1 protein-coding gene (running past one end of the window) is annotated in these 19,438 nt (G+C 62.2%); it reads right to left on the minus strand.

What is annotated here, in order from left to right; genetic code table 11:
• Nucleotides 1-19,438: the 3' portion of an Ig-like domain-containing protein gene (locus EDF70_RS29995; RefSeq protein WP_165932029.1), read on the minus strand. It continues 8,810 nt past the right edge of the window; 19,438 of the gene's 28,248 nt are visible here — the last part of the coding sequence; the start codon falls outside the window, past its right edge; its stop codon occupies nucleotides 1-3.

Here is a 19,438-nt window from a genome sequence, read left to right on the forward strand (position 1 = left end):
CTATTCCCGCCACTGCGACAATGCCCGCGACAGATCGGACGCGGCGTCCTCGCCCATCGTCAGCTGATACTGCAGCTCGTCGGAGAACAGGCTCGGGATGAGCAACGCCTCGCGATCGCTCTCGTGGTTCATGATCGAGCCGTTCATCAGGTCGATGCGGACATCGTCGGCCACCGGCTCGCCTTCCGGCGAAATGCCGCTGATCCGCAGATCGATAAACGGCAGGCCGGCCGGCGGATGGCCGATGACGATGCCCTGGCGGGTGGCGCGCAGCCAGTCCGGCAGCGGCGAACCGTCCGCCTGTGTGACCGTGAAGGATGCATCATCACCATAACCGGGCGATGGCATGATGTAGAGCTGGCCGGCATAGATCATCGTATCGACGCTGAACCAAGTCAGCGATTCCCGGCCGTCGAACAGGCGGGTATTGGATCCGCCTTTGTAGAAGCCGACCGTGAACTCATCGATGCGGCGGCCGCTCTCGATCCAGTCGCTGATCTGGCGGGCCGCATGGAGAACGGCAGCCTCATCCGGCAGAGAGCCGACGCCGTTGAGCGAGCGGATCGAATTGACGACGCTTTCGACCGGGCCATTTTCGCCGATATCGCCGGCAATGCCGTTCAGGCTCTCCATGACGGTCCCGCTTGCAGGCGCTAACGCATTGCTGGCCGTGTCGAGATCCGGCGTCCATGTGACCGCCGGGACATCGCCACCGAAGTTGGGCGCCGGCGGTTCGTATTCGATCGTACCGATCGGCAATTCCGGCTGCGGACTGCCGGCCGACACGACCGTGATGACGACCGTGAAGGAGGAGACTGTTTCGCCGTCGCTGACCGTATAGACAAACCTGTCCGGCCCGGAATAACCGGGAAATGGCTGGTAACGATAGGTGCCATCGGCAAGCACGACCAGCGTTCCATGGGCCGGCTGTCGGCCGACACCATAGGTCATGGCAGCACCTTCGGGATCGATCGCCGGCGGCAGCGTGCCGGCCGAGACCGCATCCTGCGGCACAGAGATCGAGGTGCCGGAACCGAGCGGCGCATCGTTGACCGGCGTTACCTCGATGGTGACGCGGTAGCTCGATGTGGTGATGCCATCGCTGACGACATAGGTGAAGACGTCCGTGCCGTTGTAATTGCGATCCGGAGTGTAACGATAGAAACCGTTCGGATCGATGGTGACGGTGCCGTGCGCGGCATTGACGCCGAGGAAATAACGCACCGGTTGGCCATCTGGATCGGTGGCCGCCGGAAGGGCGCCGAAGACGGCCGTATCTTCAGGCGTGGTGGTGACAAGGTCGGAGCCGACCGGCGCCGTATTGGGCGCACTGACCGAAACCGTCACCGTGTAGGTGCTGCTGCCGGCACCGTCGCTGACCGTGTAAGTGAAAATGTCGGGACCACTGTAACCGACGGCCGGCGTATAGGTGTAGCGGCCATCGGCGGAGATGGTGACCGTGCCGTGCGCGGCGGCGGTTCCCAGCCCGTAGGTCACCGGCGAGCCTTCCGGATCGAGTGCCACCGGCAAGGCGCCTTGCGTCGTCACGCCTGGGCCGACGGAGATCGACAGATCAGACCCTTCCGGCGCGTCGTTGACGGCTGCGACATAGACGGTTGCCGTATAGGTCGAGATCGAGGTGCCGTCGCTGATCGTGTAGGTAAACGTGTCGGTGCCGTTGAAATTGCGATCCGGCGTGTAGGTGAAACTGCCATCGGAATTGACAATCACAGCGCCATGCACCGGTCCGGCTGCAAGCCCGTAAGTGACGTTCGGGCTGTCGATATCGGTTGCAGGAGGAAGCTGGCCGCTGGTGGGCACATCTTCCTGCGTGGCGACCGTGGCATCCGTGCCCTGTGGCGCGTCATCGACAGGCACGACGGTGATGCTGATCGTGTACTGGCGGGTGAACAGTCCGTCGGTAACGCTGTAGCTAAAACTGTCCGGGCCGAAATAGTCGAGCGCCGGCACGTAGCGATAGGTTCCGTTGGCCAGGATCGTCACCGTGCCATGGGCTGCCTGCCCGACCAATGCGTAGGCAAGCGGATCACCATCGGCATCGGTTGCCACCGGCAGCGTGCCGTCGAAGGGCACGTCCTCGATGACGTTGATCACACCATTCGCGCCGACAGGCGCATCCGGCGATGCCGTGACAGTGACGGTGACCGTGTAGGTGGATGTCAGGTTTCCATCGCTGACCGTGTAGGTGAAGCTGTCGGTGCCGTTGTAATCCGGGTCAGGAACGTAGGTATAGGCACCGTTCGGGCCGACCGTTACGGCACCATGGGTGGCCGCCGAGCCGAGACCATAGGTGAGAGGCGTCTGGCCATCGGGATCCGTGGCGACCGGCAGGGTGCCACTTGCCGTGCCATCCTCGCCGACGGTGAAGGCGTAATTCGAGCCCACCGGCGCATCGGCGACCGGCAGAACGGTGATGCTGATCGTGCGGATGATGGTGCTGACGCCATCCGTGACGCTGTAGGTAAAACTGTCCGGGCCAAAGTAGTTGGCGGCAGGGACGTAACGATAGCTGCCATCCCCAAGAACGGTGACCGTGCCATGTACAGCCTGTCCGGCCAGCGCATAGGTGAGCGGATCGCCATCCGGATCACTCGCCAACGGCAGGGTGCCGTCATAAGGCACATCCTCGGTGACGGTAGCCGTGCCATCAGATCCGACAGGCGGGTCGTTCTGGGGCGTCACGTTGACGGTCACGGTATAGGTGGAAACCGCCGTTCCGTCCGTCACCGTGTAGGTGAAGCTGTCGGGACCGTTGTAATCCGGGTTGGGGATATAGGTGTAATTGCCGCCGGCATCGACCGTTGCCTCGCCGTAGAGGGGTGCCACACCCAGCCCATAAGTGAGGCCGGTGCTGTCGGGATCGAATGCCACCGGCAGCGTGCCGCTGGCCGTTTCGTCTTCCTCGACCAAAATCGTCAGATCGGAACCACGCGGCGCGTCGTTGACTGCCGTTACCGAGATCGTGATCGTATAGGTCGCGGTCTCGTCACCATCGCTCACCGTATAGGAGAAGCTGTCGGGGCCATTGTAATCGGCGGCCGGTGTGTAAACGAAATCGCCATTGGCAGAAATCGTCACCGTACCATGTGTCGGCGCCTGCGGGCCGGCGCTATAGATGACCGACTGGCCTTCCGGATCGATGGTCGGCGGCAGCGTGCCGGAATAGGGCTGATCCTCGACCGCGACAATGGCAGCATCGCTGCCGCGCGGCGCGTCGTTGACCGGCTGGACGTTGACCGTCACCGTATAGGTCTGCATCGCATCACCGTCGGTGACGGTGTAAGTGAAGCTGTCAGGACCCGAGTAATCCGGATAGGGCGTATAGGTGAAGTTCCGACCCGGACCGCCCGTGACGGTGCCGTTCAGCGGCTGCACACCGATGCCATAGGTGACCGGATCACCATCGGCGTCGGTGACTACGGGGAACAGGCCGGTATAGACCTGATCCTCGACCGGAGTGATGGTGATATTGCTGCCGACAGGCGCGTCATTGGCGGCACCGACCGTGACTTCGACTGTGTAGGTGGACGTCGCGGTGCCATCGCTCACCGTATAGGTGAAACTGTCGAGGCCATTGTAATCGGCGGCAGGCGTATAAACGAATGTACCGTCGGCGGCGATGATGACGCTACCATGCTGTGGCTGCAGCAGACCGGGACCGTAGGTAAAAGGCTGGCCTTCCGGATCGATCGCCACCGGCAGGCGGCCGGTATAGGCCTCGTCCTCGATGACGCTGATTTCCGTATTGTTGGCGCGCGGCGCATCGTTGACGCCCGTGACCGTGATCGACACCGTGTAGGTCGATGAGGCGGTACCGTCGCTGACCGTATAGGTGAAGCTGTCGGCACCAAAATAGTCGGCAAACGGCGTGTAGACGTAATCGCCATTGACGCCGATCGTGACGGTGCCGTGCAGCGGCGCAGCACCGAGCTCATAGGTGAACGCATTCCCTTCGGGATCGACGGCGAGAGGCAACTGACCCGGATAGGCCTGGTCCTCTATGACGGTGATGGCATCATCACTTCCGCGCGGCGGATCGTTCACACCGCCGACAGTGACCGTGACGGTATAGATATTGGTGGCCGTGCCGTCGCTCACCGTGAAGTTGAACGTATCGGAACCGCTGTAATCCGGGTTGGGCGTATAGGTGAAATTGCCATTGGCATCGACGATTGCGACACCGTGCAATGGCTGCGAGCCGAGACCGTAGATGACCGGCTGGCCTTCTGGGTCGATCGCCGGCGGCAGCGTGCCGCTATAGACCTGATCCTCGGACGCGCTGATGGCGATACCGTTCGAGCGCGGCGCGTCATTGACTGCCGTGACGTTGACCGTGACCGTGTAGGTCGAGGTCATCACGCCGTCGCTGGCCGTGTAGGTGAATGTGTCGGGGCCATTGTAATCGGCAAAGGGCGTATAGATGAAATCGCCGTTGGGCTGCACCGATACCGTACCGTGCTGCGGCAGGACGCTGCCGACATCATAGGAAACGGAAAGGCCTTCCGGATCGACGGCAACCGGCAGACGGCCGGTATAGGCCTGATCCTCCGTCGCGGTGATCGTCACATCGCTGCCGCGCGGCGCGTCGTTGTCACCCTGAACATTGACCGTGACGGTATAGGTCGAGGTCGCGAAACCGTCGGTCACCGTATAGGTGAATGTGTCCGGACCATCGTAATCCGGGTTGGGCGTGTAGGTGAAGGTACCGTTGGCCGAAACCGTGGCCGTGCCGTGCTGCGGCTGCGAACCGACCCCGTAAGTGAAGGGCTGGCCTTCCGGATCGGTGGCCGCAGGCAGAGTGCCGGTATAGGTCTGATCTTCTGTAGCGGTGAACGTCAGGTCGCCGGCACGCGGCGCGTCGTTGACCGGGGTCACATTGATGGTGACGGTATATGTCGTGGACAGCAAGCCATCGCTGACCGTGTAGGTGAACGTGTCCTGACCGTTATAATCGGGGTTCGGGCGATAGGTGTAATTACCCTGTGCATCAACGGTTGCCGTTCCATGTGCCGCTCCACCGGCAATCGCGTAGACGACCGTTGCGCCTTCGGGATCGGTCGCAACCGGCAGGCGGCCGCTGGAAACACCGTCTTCCGGCATGGTGACGGTCAGATCCGCACCACGCGGGGCGTCGTTCACATCGGTGACGGTGATATCGATGCGGTACTGGATCGTCGTCAAAAGCCCATCGGTGACCGTGTAGGTAAAGAAGTCCGGGCCAACATAATCAGCGGCCGGAACATAGGTGTAGCGTCCGTTGCCGAGCACTGTCACCGTGCCGTGGCCAGCCTGCCCGACCAGCGCGTAGGTCAGCGTATCGCCATCGACATCGGTCGCGACCGGCAGGATATCGTTATAGGGCGTGTCTTCGGTCACCGTGATCGTGCCGTTGAAGCCAACCGGCGCATCGTTGACCGGCGCGACATTGACGGTGATCGTATAGGTCGCGCTCGCGGTGCCATCGCTCACCGTGTAGGTGAAGCTGTCCTGACCGTAGAAATCGGGGTTCGGCGTATAGGTGAAATTATTTCCGGTACCGAGCGTGACCGTTCCGTGGGCCGGCGACTGCGTGCCGAGACCGTAGATAACAATCGCACTTTCCGGATCGGTGGCCACCGGGAACTGCCCGTTCAGCGGCTGATCTTCCGTAGCCGGGAATGTCGCATCACTGCCGCGCGGGGCATCATTGACCGGCGTGACGGTGATGAACACCGTGTGGGTCGCGGATGCAACGCCGTCGCTGACCGTATACTGGAAGCTGTCCTGACCGAAATAATCCTGCCGCGGGACATAGGTATAGGTGCCGTCGATATTGATGGTCACCGTGCCCTCGGTAGGACCTGCCGCCAGACCGTAGGAGACCGGCGAGCCTTCCGGATCGGAGGCGGTTGGCAGGCGACCTGGATAGGGCGTGTCTTCGGCAACGGTGATCGTGTCGTCGAAGCCGGTCGGCGGGTCGTTGACCGGGGTAACGGTGATCGTCACCGTATAGGTGTTGCTCGCCTGGCCGTCGCTCACCGTATAGGTGAAGCTGTCCATGCCATTATAATTGCCGGCCGGCGTGTAGGTGTAGGTACCCGTCGGGGAAATAGAGACCGCGCCGTGCGCCGGGCCTGTCCCGACGGCATAGGTGATGGTCGGATTGTTGCCATCCGGATCGCTGGCGACCGGCAGCTGGCCAGTTTTGACAGTGTCCTCGAGCGTATCGATCGCCAGATTGCCGGCGCGTGGTGCGTCGTTGACGCCGAGCACGTTGACCGTGACTGTGTAGCTATTGCTGATCAGACCGTCGCTGACGGTGTAGGTAAACGTGTCCTGACCGTAGAAATCCGGGTTGGGAATATAGGTATAGGTGCCATTCGGCGCGATCGTCACCTGACCGTTTGCCGGCACCGTCGAGCCGAGTGCGTAGGTGACGCTGGAGCCTTCCGGATCGGTGGCGCGCGGCAGCGTACCATTCGCCGTTACGTCTTCGGTGACGGAAATCGTGGCGTTCGAGCCGACCGGGGCGTCATTGACCGGATCGATCGTGATCGATACCGTACGGATGACGCTCGTCTGACCATCCGAGACGCGGTAGGTGAACTGGTCGGTACCGTTGTAATTGCCCGTCGGCGTATAGGTGAAGCGACCATCCGTGCCCATGCTGACGACGCCATGCGTCGGGCCTGTTGCCACTGAATAGTTCAGCGTGTCACCGGCATCGGGATCGGTGGCGATGACACGATCAACCAGAGGCGTATCTTCATCGATGGTGAAACTGTAATTGCCGGCAACAGGCGCCGCATTGTCGGAGCCGACATTGATGGTCACCGTGTGGGTGATCGTCTCGGTTCCATCGGTCACCGTGTAGGTGAATTCGTCGAAGCCGAAATAGTCGGCATTCGGGGTGTAGGTGAAATTGCCGAGCGCATCGACCGTGGCGACGCCGTTGATCGCTTGGGTCGCGAGAGCGAATTCAAGCGGATCATTATCGACATCGACCGCCGTCAGCTGGCCGCTGACAGCCTGGTTTCGTGGCGTCGTGACATCGACATCGACGGCAACAGGTGCATCGTTGACCGGGCGCACGGTGACGGTGACGGTATAGCTGGAACTCGCCTGACCGTCGCTGACCGTATAGGTGAACGTATCGGTGCCGTTGAAATCGGGGCGCGGCGTATAGGTATAGAGGCCGCCCGACGTAATCGAGACCGTGCCGTTGGCCGGCTGCGAGCCGACGTCGTAGGTGACGGTTGTGCCTTCGCGATCGGTGGCGACCGGCAGCGAACCGGTGGCCGGGCCGCCATCCTCATCCATGGAGAATGCAGCATCGGCCGCCGTCGGGGCATCGTTGACGGGCGAGATGGCGATGGAAACGGTGACCGTGCGAACACCGCCCTGCCCGTCGCGGACCTCGACCTGGAAACTGTCGGCGCCGTTATAATCGAGCGCCGGCGTATAGAGGTAGCGGCCTGCATTATCGATCGTGACCGTGCCGTTTCCGGGCTGGGTAACGACGGCATAGGTCAGCGGATCGCCGTCCGCATCCGTTGCCACGATCGTGCCGGAGACGGGCGTATCCTCGGCGGTCGAGATCGACTGGTTTTCCGCAACCGGCACATCGTTGACCGGCTGAATGAAGATGGTCGACTGGCTGGTGGCGATCAGTTCGCCGCCGGCGCCGCTATTGCCGCCATCGCTGGTGGTCATTGTGAGGCTGACAGCGGCATTGCTGTCGGCGATCGGCCGGTAGATCGGCGCCACCGCGCTGGCGAGATAGGCGTTTATATTGGCAAGCGTGCCGGTGAGCACGATCGTGCCGGTGCCACCACCGGTGACATTGACACTGCCGCCGCTGAAGGCGGTGATCGTGCCGCCGCTGACGGTCAGGTTCACTGTGATCGGACCATTGCCGGCATCGACATCGGTGATGGAAATGCCGGACAGCGGCAGCGCGCCATCTTCCAGCATGGAATAGCTGGCCGGCAGCGTGTTGACCGGCGCATCATTGATCGGCCGGACAAGGCCGGTGACGGTTGCCTGCGCCGTCAGCGCGCCATCGGAGACCGTATAGGTGAAGGACGGCGTGCCGGAGTAATCGGGCGCTGCGGTAAAGGTGATCGTACCGTTGGCATTGAGCGATACCGTGCCGCCGGTCACCGTGACCGGACTGCCGGTCGAGATCGGCTGGCCATCGATCTGCGTGACCGCCAGGGTATCACGATCGATATCGCTGTCGTTGGCAAGAACGTCGATGATGGCAAAACCGTCTTCATCGATCGCAAAGCTGTCGTTGTTTGCGACCGGCGCATCATTGACGGCGGTGACGGCGATCGTGACCGTTGCCGAAGAGACACCGCCATTGCCGTCATCGATCTGGTAAACGAACGTATCAGTGCCATTGAAGAACGCCACAGGGACATAGGTGAATGTACCATCGGAATTCAGCGTCAGCGTGCCGTGTGCCGGCTGGGTGACCAGCGAGACAGAAAGCGGATCGCCATCGGGATCGGTATCCGGACCATTGCCGCCGCCGGTCAACACATTGCCGCCGAGAATGCCGCCTTCCGCGACGCTAAAACTGTCGGCAACAGCCGTCGGTGCCGGGTTGATGACGGTCAGCACAAAGCTCTGCGAAACGGTGCCGCCATTGCCGTCGCTGGCGGAGACGATGATCGTAAATTCGTTGCGACCGGTCAGGCCGGACGCAGAGCGATCGATCGTGCCGTAGATTTCGCCGGTGGCAGCGTTGATCTGCAGCCCGGTGGGCTGGCCAGCAATCGCATAGGTCAGCGTGTCGCCATCGGGATCGGAGAAGGTTCCGGCCGTCGGGTAGGAAATGGCCTGGCCATCGCTCCATGTCTGGTCGGGCAGCGGGCCGGCGACCGGCGTGTCATTGGTGCCCGTCACGGTGACCGTCAGCACCGCCGTTGCGGTCAGGCCACCCGGATCGGAGATCTGGTAGGAGATCGTGGTGGTGCGGGTCTGGCCGACCCTCAGATCATTGAAGGCCGCACCGGGATCGAACGAATAGCTGCCGTCAGAGGCGATGACGAACGTGCCGCCATTGCTGCCGGCGAGCGGCAGGCCGACAGAAGTGGTGCCGCCGACTGCGATGACGAGAATGGAATCCCCATCCGGATCGCTGTCGCTGCCGACGATGACATTGCCGGTGATGGCGATGCCCTGTTGCGTCGTGGCATTGTCGTTGACGGCAACCGGAGCATCATTGACCGGATTGACGGTGATGGTGACGGTCGCGATATCGGTCAGGCCGCCCGGATCGGTAACGATCACCTGGAAACTGTCGGTGCCGTTGAAATTGAGCGCCGGCGTATAGGTATAGGTGCCGTTCGGGTTGACGGTGACAGTGCCGTGCGCCGGGGCTGCATATGGCGCATAAACCAGCGAATTGGCGGCATTGTCGATATCCACGGCAACGATCTGGCCGCTAAACGCAGTGTCCTCATTCGTCGAGACCGAGACGTCCTGCATGACGGGCGCATCGTTGACCGCGGTGACGGTGATCGTCATCGAATAGGTCACCGTGTCGGTGCCGTCGCTGACCGTATAGGTGAAGGTGTCGGTACCGTTATAGTTCGGGTTTGGCGTGTAGGTGTAGGTGCCGTCCTGGCGGATGACCACCGCGCCATTGGCAGGCGGCGTGCCGACCGCATAGCTCAGCGTATCGCCCTCGGCATCGGTGACGGCGGGAAGAGCCGCTGTCAGCGCACCATCTTCGGCAACCGTGCCGGTGCCATTGGCGCCGATCGGCGCGTCATTGGTGCCGGTGACGATGACCGTCAGTGTGGCGGTGGAGAAACCGCCCTGCCCGTCGGAGATCGTGTAGGTGACGGAGGTTGTGCGGGTGTCGCCGGCGCGCAGGGCATCGAACGCCGTGCCGGGCACGAACTGGTACTGACCATCGGAGCCGATGCGGAACGTGCCGCCGGCAGAGCCGGTGACAACAGCGCCCACACTGCCCGCCACGCCGTTGACGGCGGAGACGGTGATGGTGTCGCCATCCGGGTCGATATCGGCGCCGGAACCATTGTCGGCGAAGACCGAGCCGGTGCGGGTCTGGTTTTCGCCGGCCTGGACCAGATCGTCACGGGCGATCGGTGCAGGGTTTGCGACCGCAAGCGAGAAGGTCTGGGCGACGGTGTTGCCTGCCGGATCGGTTGCGGTGACGGTAACCGCATAGGGGCCGGCGACCGAGGCATTGCTGGCCAGCGTGCCGGTGATCAGGCCCTGCGCATTTATGGTAAGGCCGGTCGGCAGGCCGATCTGGCTGAAGGTGAGCGTATCGCCGTCCGGATCGGAGAAATAACCCGAAACGTTGATCGAGACGGGATCGCGATCGTTATAGGACTGGGTCGGGATCGGCGTTGCCACCGGAGCATCCGGCTCCGCGCTGACATTGACGGAGACGGTGAAGGTGACCGTCGTACGACCGTCATTGACAGTGTAAGTGAAGCTGTCGGGGCCGTTGTAATTGGCGGCCGGCGTATAGGTGTAGTCGCCGTTCGGGCTGATGGTGACGGTACCGCGCGACGGCTGCGTGGCAACCGCGAAGCTGAGCGTATCCCCATCGACATCGAAGGCTGTGAGCGTGCCGGTGGCGACCGTGTCCTCGATGACGGGGATCGTCGTCGTTCCGTTGACCGGCGCGTCGTTTTCACCGTTGACGGTGATGGTGAGCGTCGCGGTGGTTTCCGCGCCCTCCGTATCGCGGATCGTGTAGGTCACAGACGTCGTTCGGCTTTCACCGACCTGCAGGTCGTCGAAGGACGTGCCGGGATTGAACGAATACGTGCCATCGGCGGCGAACACGAACGATCCGCCGTCACTGCCCGTCACGGGCGAACCGACTGCACCGGCTGCACCGACGCGGACGATGGTGAAGGTCTGGCCTTCCGGATCGCTGTCATTGGCGAGCACCGAGCCGCCGTTGAGGACGGCGTTTTCCGTCGTCGTGCCGGTATCGTCTATGGCAACGGGTGCATCATTGACCGGAATGACGTTGATACTGGTAACGGAGGCTGCAGACACGGCACCGAGCGTGTCGGTAACTGTGAAGGACAGAGTACGGACACCGGCTGCCGGATTGTCGCTGCGGTTTTCGTAGCTGATGGCGCGCAGGAAGGCGCTGAGATCGGCATCCGGCACGATGACATTGGGTCCGGCTGCATTCTCGATATGCAGGCTGTTGCCGCTATAGGTGTAGCGGAAAGTCGTGCCGCCAAATGTGAGCGTGCCACTCGACGCATTACCGTAAGCAATGTCGACGACGCCATTCAAATGGACGATCTCGAGCGCACCACCGGCACCGAAACCGCCAAGTGCGACATCCATGGAAACAATGCTACCTTCGACGTCGAAGACAGAAGCATCCGGCGTGGCGATGGAGACGGCAGCGCCGCCTTCGACGAAATCGATCGCACGGTCGGTGCCGGCGCCGGCACCGTTGAGATCGATGATGGCAGGGTCGTTGACAGGGGTGACGGTGATGGAGATCAGACCATCGTCAAAACCGCCATTGCCATCGCTGATGCGATAGGAGATCGCGACATTGCCGTTGAAATTGGCGGCAGGCGTGAAGGTGAGCCTGCCGGTATTGTCCATGGTGACGACACCATTGGCGACGGTGACACTGCCACCTGCAACAATCGACTGCCCTTCGATCGAGACCAGCGTCAGCGGATCGCCATCGGGATCGCTGTCTGCGCCGGCAACATCGGTGACCGGATTGAAGGTGATCGGCGTGTCTTCGGCGGTCGTATAGCTGTCATCGACGGCAACCGGCGGCGGATTGGTGACGGCAAAGACAAAGCTCGTCGATGCCGAAAGGCCGGGGCCGGTTGGCGGCGCCTGACCAAAGCGGTCATAGGCGGTGATGGTGACCGTATAGGGGCTGCTCGCCGAGGCATTGGCGGCCAGACGACCGCTGATGATGCCGGTTTCTGCGTCGTAGGTGAGGCCGGGCGGCAGGTTGGAGACCACGTAATCGAGGTCGTCGCCATCGATATCGGAGAAATAGCTGGAAACGTCGAGGCTGAAGGTCGAGCCGTCCGCTTGGCTCTGGTTGGGAACCGGCGATGCGGTGGGCGCATCGTTGACCGGATCGACGGTGATGGTGACGCTTGCCGTGTCGCTGCCACCATTGCCGTCGTTGATCGTGTAGGTGAAGGACTCCGTGCCATGGAAATTGGTAGCCGGCGAGAAGCGCAGGACGGGATCGCCGGCGCCGTTCAGAACCAGCTGGACGCTACCGTTGGTGGTGGCGACCGAAGGACCGTTAAGCGTCAGGTTGACGCCATTGACGAAGATGACGGTGCGGGTGTCGTTGTCGAGATCGACGTCGTTGGCGAGAATATCGATATCGACCGGTGTGTCTTCGTCAGTCGATGCAACATCGTCCTTGGCATCAGGGGCGACGTTGTTGATGATGTAGACGAACTGGATCGTGCTGTTCAGCCCGGACGGATCCGTTGCCTTCACCGACACGACATAACTGCGGGCGCCCATCGGGCCTGACGCATCGCTGGCGATCTGGCCGGTGATAATGCCGGTCGTGGTACTGTACTCGAGGCCCGGCGGCAGGCCGGTGATTTCATAGGTCAGCGTGTCGCCTTCGGGATCAACGAAGTGCGACGAGGTATCGAAGCTGATGACATCGTAGTCGTTGCGCTGCATGTCGGCGATCGGCGAGGTGATCGGCGCGTCGTTGCTGGCGTTGACGCTGATGGTGACGATACCGGTGGAGACGCCGCCCTGACCATCGGTAACGCGGTAGATGATGGTGTCTGTGCCGTTGAAATCGAGATTGGGCACATAACGAAGGGTGCCGTTCGGATTGACGGTCACGGTGCCATTCGCGGCGACCGGGGTAAATGTCGGGTCGAGCGAGAGCGGGTCACCGTCCGGGTCGGTATCGTTGGCGACGACGTTGATATTGTCGAGCGGCGTGTCTTCGGGCGTTGAGAAACTGTCGTTGACGGCGGTCGGGGCCGGGTTGGTGACGTTGAAGACAAAGGTCTGGCTTGTCGACAGGCCACCGGTGAGACGGTCTGTTGCCGTGACGGTGACGACGTAACGGCCATTGGTGGCCAGCACCGAAGCATTTTTGGCAATCTGGCCGGTAATCGTGCCATCGGGGTTCATGTCCAGCCCCATAGGCAGGCCGCTGGCGGAGAAGCGCAGTGTGTCGCCGAGGTCGGGGTCGGTAAAATACGAAGCAAAAGCCAGTTGCGTGCCCGAGACGACCTGATAGTCCGCCATCGTCACTGATGGCAGCGAGGCTGGCTGCTCGGGCGCCGTATTGACGCCTGTGACGGTGACGGCGATCGTCGCCGTGCTGGAAGCGCCATCGACATCGGTGATGGTGTAATGGACGACGGTAGTACGGGTCTGGCCCGCGCCGAGATCCTCGAAATCATTGCCGGCGTCGAAGGAATAGGTGCCGTCCGCATTGACGATGAATGTGCCGCCCTGCGAGCCGGCTACACCGACGCCGATATTGGCGGCAGAGCCATTGACCTGACTGAGATCGAAATCGTCATCATCGGAATCGTTGCCCAGCCAGTCACCGCTGCCTGAGCTACCTTCACTGACGCCCAACTGATCGTTGACGGCATAAGGCGGCTGGTTGGTGATCGTCCAGATGATGGTCTGCGTAGTGACACCACCGGCACCGTCGCGTGCCGTGACGGTTACCGCATAGCGGCCATTCGGGACAGCGGTTGAGGCGCTGCTGTCCAGCGCACCGAAAATGCGGCCATCCGGCGAATATTGCAGGCTTCCCGGCAGTCCGGAGACCTCGAATGTCAGCGTCGCAGAATCGATATCGCTGAAATACGGCGCGATGCTGAAATCGATCGGCTGGGTGTCGCCATCGGTGCGATCTGGGATAGGTGTCGCGACAGGTGCGTCGTTGACCGCCGTGACAGTCACACGCACGGTTGCGGTGGAGACACCGCCATTGCCGTCCGAGATCGTGTAGACGATCGTGTCTATGCCGTTAAAATTGGCATTCGGAGTGTAGGTGACCGTGACACCGTCGGCGTTCACAGAAACAGTGCCGTGTCCGGCGGAAATGGCGGTGATGGTCAACGGATCGCCATCCGGGTCGATATCACGGCTGGTACCGTTGAGACCGCCATCGGTGTTGAAACCGCTGATCGGATTGAAGACGATGCTGGCGTCTTCGGCCACGGTCACCGCATCATTGACGGCTGTCGGCCCCGGATTGGTCACCCTGAGGGTGAACTCCTGGAAAGTGCTGTTGCCGGTCGCGCCGGCGCCGTCATAGGCGGTGATGCGGATCGTGTAGACGCCGCCGTTCAGCTGGCTGGCGTTCTTGTCGATCGTGCCGAGAATGGTGCCGGTGGCGGCATTGATGGTCAGGCCGGCAGGCAGGCCCGTTGCCGTGTAGTTGAGAACATCGCCATCCGGGTCCGTGAAGAAATCGCCGGTATCAAGCGCCAGCCCCTGGCCATCGGCACGCACAATGTCGTTGGGAAGCGGCTTGACGATCACGGGCGCATCCGGGACCGCAGTAATGTTGACGCGGACGGTTGCCGTGGCAACGCCGCCGTTTCCATCGTCGATCGAATAGGTGAAGCTTTCCGAGCCGTTGTAGTTCGCATTCGGCGTGAATCGCAGGTACGGTTTGCCATCCTGTCCCACCAAAAGCGTGACCGTGCCATGCGCGGTCGCCAGCGGCGTATTGAGCGTCAGGTCCTTGTTGTCGACACGCACGATCGACAATACGTCCCCATCCGGGTCCCTGTCGTTGGCAAGCACGAAGATATCGACAGGCGTGTCTTCCGTCGTCGTCACGGTGTTATCGAGCGCGACGGGCGGCAGGTTGAGAACGGTATACCGGAAGGTGATCGGCGTGACGCCGCCCTTGCCGTCGTTGGCAGTAACGATCACCGTGTAGACGGCCTCACCGGTTGGGCCGGAAGCGCCGCTCGAAATCGTGCCGCTGATGACCGAGCCGTTGAATGTAAGCCCTGCCGGCAGGCCGCTGACGGTATAGGTCAGCGTATCGGCATCGGGATCGCTGAAGAAACCGCGCACGTCGAGCGTATCGGCATCGCCGTCATTGCGGGTGCGATCTGGAATGGTGCCGCCAACCGGATCATCATTGACCGGCGTAACGGTGACCGCGACGGTGGCGGTCGCCGTGCCGCCATTGCCGTCGGAGATCGTGTAGACGATCGTGTCCGTACCATTGAAATTGGCGTTCGGCTGATAGGTGATCTGGCCGTTTGCGCCGATCGTGACCGAACCGTTGACGGCAGTCGCGCTGGTGATGAAGAGCGGATCGCCATCGGGATCGCTGTCATTGGTGAGGACGTTGATCGTATAGGGCGTGTCTTCAAGCGTGGTAAAACTGTCGCCGACGGCGATCGGCGCCGGGTTGGTGACCGTGTAGGTGAAGGTGCGGGCAACACTGCCGCCATTGCCATCGGATGCCGTGACGGTGACGGTGTAGACGCCGTTGCCGTTCGGGCCGCCAATGCTCGCCTGGCGGTCGATCGTGCCGGTGATGACGCCGGCTGCGGTGATCGAAAGCCCAGCGGGAAGGCCGCTCTGGCTGTAGCTTAACGCATCGCCATCTGGATCGCTGAAGACACCGGACACATTGATGCTGATGCTGGCGCTATCGGTGGCAGAACGGTTGGGCAGCGTGCCGGCGGTCGGCGCGTCGTTGACCGGCGCCACATCGACAGTGACGGTGTATTCGTTGGTGCCGCCCTTGCCATCGCTGACGATGAAGCTGAACGCATCGCGGCCGTTGAAATTCGCATTCGGCGTGTAGGTATAGGTGCCGTTGGCATTGATAACGACGGTACCATTGGCCGGTGGCGTGGAGCCGGCGGCATAGGTGACGGTATCACCGGTATCGACATCGGTGGCAGCCGGCAGCGTGCTGGAAAGCACCGTGTCCTCGTTGATACCGACGGTGACATCCGAGGAGACCGGCGCATCATTGACCGACGTGACCGTACCGCTGATGTTACCCGTCGTGCTCAGGAGGCCGTCGGAGACGGTATAGCTGAAGCTGACCGGGCCGTTGAAATTGGCCGTCGGCGTGAAGGTCAGGCGACCATCAGCATCGAGCGTGACAACGCCGCCGGTAACGGTGACCGAACCGTTGATGGCGATCGGCGTGCCGTTGATGGCGGTGATCGAGATGGCATCGCCATCAATATCGCTGTCATTGGCGCGCGGATCGAAAGTGATGACCGTATCTTCGGGCGTGGTGAACGTGTCGTTGACGACGGTCGGCGCATCGTTGACCGGCGTGACAGTGCCGGTGACGGTAGCGGTGGCCGCGCCGCCATTGCCATCGGAAACCGTATAGTTGAACGAGATCGGGCCATTATAATTGGCAGCCGGCGTGAAGGTCAGCGTGCCATTGGCATTGAGCCGGACACTGCCATTGGTGACGGCGACCGAGGAGTTGACGGCAATGGCACTGCCATTGACCTGGGTGACCACAAGGCTGTCGCCATCGATATCGGTATCGTTGGTGACCACGGCAATATTCACCGCATTGTCTTCGGCGGTGGTGAACGTATCGTCATTGGCAACCGGCGCATCGTTGACCGGGGTCACCGTGCCGTTGACCGTGGCGGTTGCCGTGTTCCCCTGCCCGTCGGACAGGGTGTAGGTGAAGGACGGGGTGCCGAAATAGTTGGCGTTCGGTGTGAAGGTCAGCGTGCCATTGGCATTGAGACGCACCGAACCGCCGGTAACGACGATGCTGTTGCCGGAGGTGATGTTGGTGCCGTTGATCTGCGTGACCGACAGCGTGTCGCCATCCGGATCGCTGTCGTTGGTGCGTACATCGAACGTGACGGCAGTGTCTTCTGCCGTCGTGAACGTATCGTTGACGGCGACCGGCGGATCCTGCACCGGCGTGACCGTGCCGTTGACGGTGGCGCTTGCCGTGTTCCCGTTGCCGTCCGAGATCGTATAGGTGAAGGACGGGCTGCCGTTGTAATTCAGATTCGGCGTGAAGGTGAGCGTGCCATTGGCATTGAGCGTGACCCGGCCGCCGGTGACGGTGACGCTGCCGCCAACCGAAATCGCGCTGCCATTGATCTGCGTGACGGTCAGCGGATCATTGTCCGGATCGCTGTCGTTCAGGCGCACGTCGAATGTGGCGGGCGTATCTTCTGCAGTGGTGAACGTGTCGTTGGCGGCGACCGGCGGGTCCTGAACCGGGACGATCGTGCCACTGACGCTGGCGGTCGCGAAACCGCCCTGCCCGTCGGACAGCGTATAGGTAAAGCTGACGCCGCCATTGGCATTGGCGTTCGGCGTGAAGGTCAGCGTGCCGTTGGCATTGAGCGTGACCGTACCATTGGCCAGCGCGACGCTGCCATTGACCGCGATCGGCGTGCCGTTGATCTGCGTGACCGACAGCGTGCCGCCATCGATATCGCTGTCATTGCTGCGCACATCGAAGGTGACCGGCTGGTCCTCGTTGGTGGTGAACGTGTCGTTGACTGCGACCGGCGCATCATTGGTGCCGGTGACCGTGACGGTGAGCGTTGCCGTGGCGGTGCCGCCCTGTCCGTCCGAGATCGTATAGGTGACGGCGGTGGTGCGCGTCTGACCAGCAGCCAAATTGTCGAAGGCAGTGCCGGGATTGAAGACATACGCACCATTGGTGCCGATCGTGAACGTTCCACCGTTCGAGCCGGTAACAGCCGTACCGATGCCGGCAGCCGAACCGCCGACCGCCGAGACCACGATCGGGTCGCCGTCCGGATCGCTGTCGGCACCGACGCCATTGACGTCACCGGTGATGACATTGCCGGACACGTTGGCGTTTTCGGTGGTCGCCGCCGCGTCGTTGACGGCAACGGGCGCCGGATTGGTGACGGTCCAGCTGAACGTGCGACTGACCTGCGCGCCACTGCCATCCGTCGCGGTTACCGTGACCGAATAGGGGCTGCCGGTGCTGGCGCTGCGGTTGATCGTGCCGGAAATCGTGCCGGCGGCATCGATGGAAAGACCCGGTGGCAGGCCGGTCTGGCTGAAGGTCAGCGTATCGCCGCTGTCCGGATCGGAGAAATTGCCGGCAACCGAGAAGGACACGAATTGCGCATCGCTGCCGCTCTGGCTGGCGATCGGCGTCGAGACCGGAGCATCGTTGACGCCGGTAACCGTGACGGTGAAGGTGGCAAAAGACGTGCCGCCATTGCCGTCGGACACCTGATAGGTGACCGATGACGTGCGGGTCTGGCCGGCTGCAAGATCGACAAACGCAGCGCCCGGATTGAAGACGGCCTGACCGTTTGCACCGATGGTGAACGTGCCGCCACCGCTGCCGGCAACCGCCTGGGCGACGCCTGAGGCCGAACCGTTGACCTGCACCACGGTCAGCGTATCGCCATCGATATCCGTATCGTTGGTGAGAACGTTGATCGAGGCCGTGCCGGTGGCGAGAATGCCGGCGGAATCATTGTTGGCGACCGGTGCGTCGTTGACCGGATTGATGCCCACGGTGACGGTGTATTCGACCGCGACTTTGCCGTCGCTGACGCGGTAGGTGAAGGTGTCGGAGCCGTTGTAATTGGCGGCCGGCGTATAGGTGAACGTGCCATTGGCATTGATGACGACGGTACCGTGGGCCGGTGCCGTGGCGCCGGCGGAATAGGTCAGCGTGTCGCCATCGACATCGGTTGCCACCGGCAATGTGCCGTTGAGAGCGGTGTCTTCATTGGTCGTGTAGCTGCCGGGTGCGCCAACCGGCGCATCGTTGACCGGATTGACGGTGATGACCGCGGTGTCGGTATCGCTGAGCGCGCCGCCCGCGCCGGCATTGCCACCATCATTGGTGACCATGGTCAGCGTGACACTACCATTGGCATTGAGCGCCGGCGTGAACTGCGGACGGTTGGCGGACGCCAGATAGGCGTTTATCTGGGAAAGCGTGCCGGTCAGGGTCAGCGAGGCGGTGCCCGTGCCGGCAACCGTGACGCCACCGGCAGCATTTGCCGACAGAACGCCCGACGAGACACTCAGGCTGACGGTGATCTGGCCGGCGCCGGCATCGACATCGGTGATGGAAATGCCGGTCAACGCGAAGGACGTATCCTCGTCGGTGACAAACGTGCCCGGCAGGGTGTTGACCGGCGCGTCATTGACCGGCGTGACGTTGAAGGTGATCGTATTGGGGCTTTGATCGGTATCGATACCGCCATTGGCAGTGCCGCCATTGTCGCGCACCTGGAAGGTGAAGGCGGCAAGCGCGGTACCGTTGGCATTGGCCGCCGGCGTGAAGACGAGATTGCCGAGACTACCGGCGGCGATGAACTGGCCGGCGGTGACGGCCGTACCGCCAAGCGTCAGCGTGCCATTGGTGGGCAGCGTGGTGATGACCACGCCGGAAATGGCATTGGCCGGATTG

It is taken from the genome of Neorhizobium sp. JUb45 (assembly GCF_004343585.1).
Taxonomy (GTDB): domain Bacteria; phylum Pseudomonadota; class Alphaproteobacteria; order Rhizobiales; family Rhizobiaceae; genus Neorhizobium.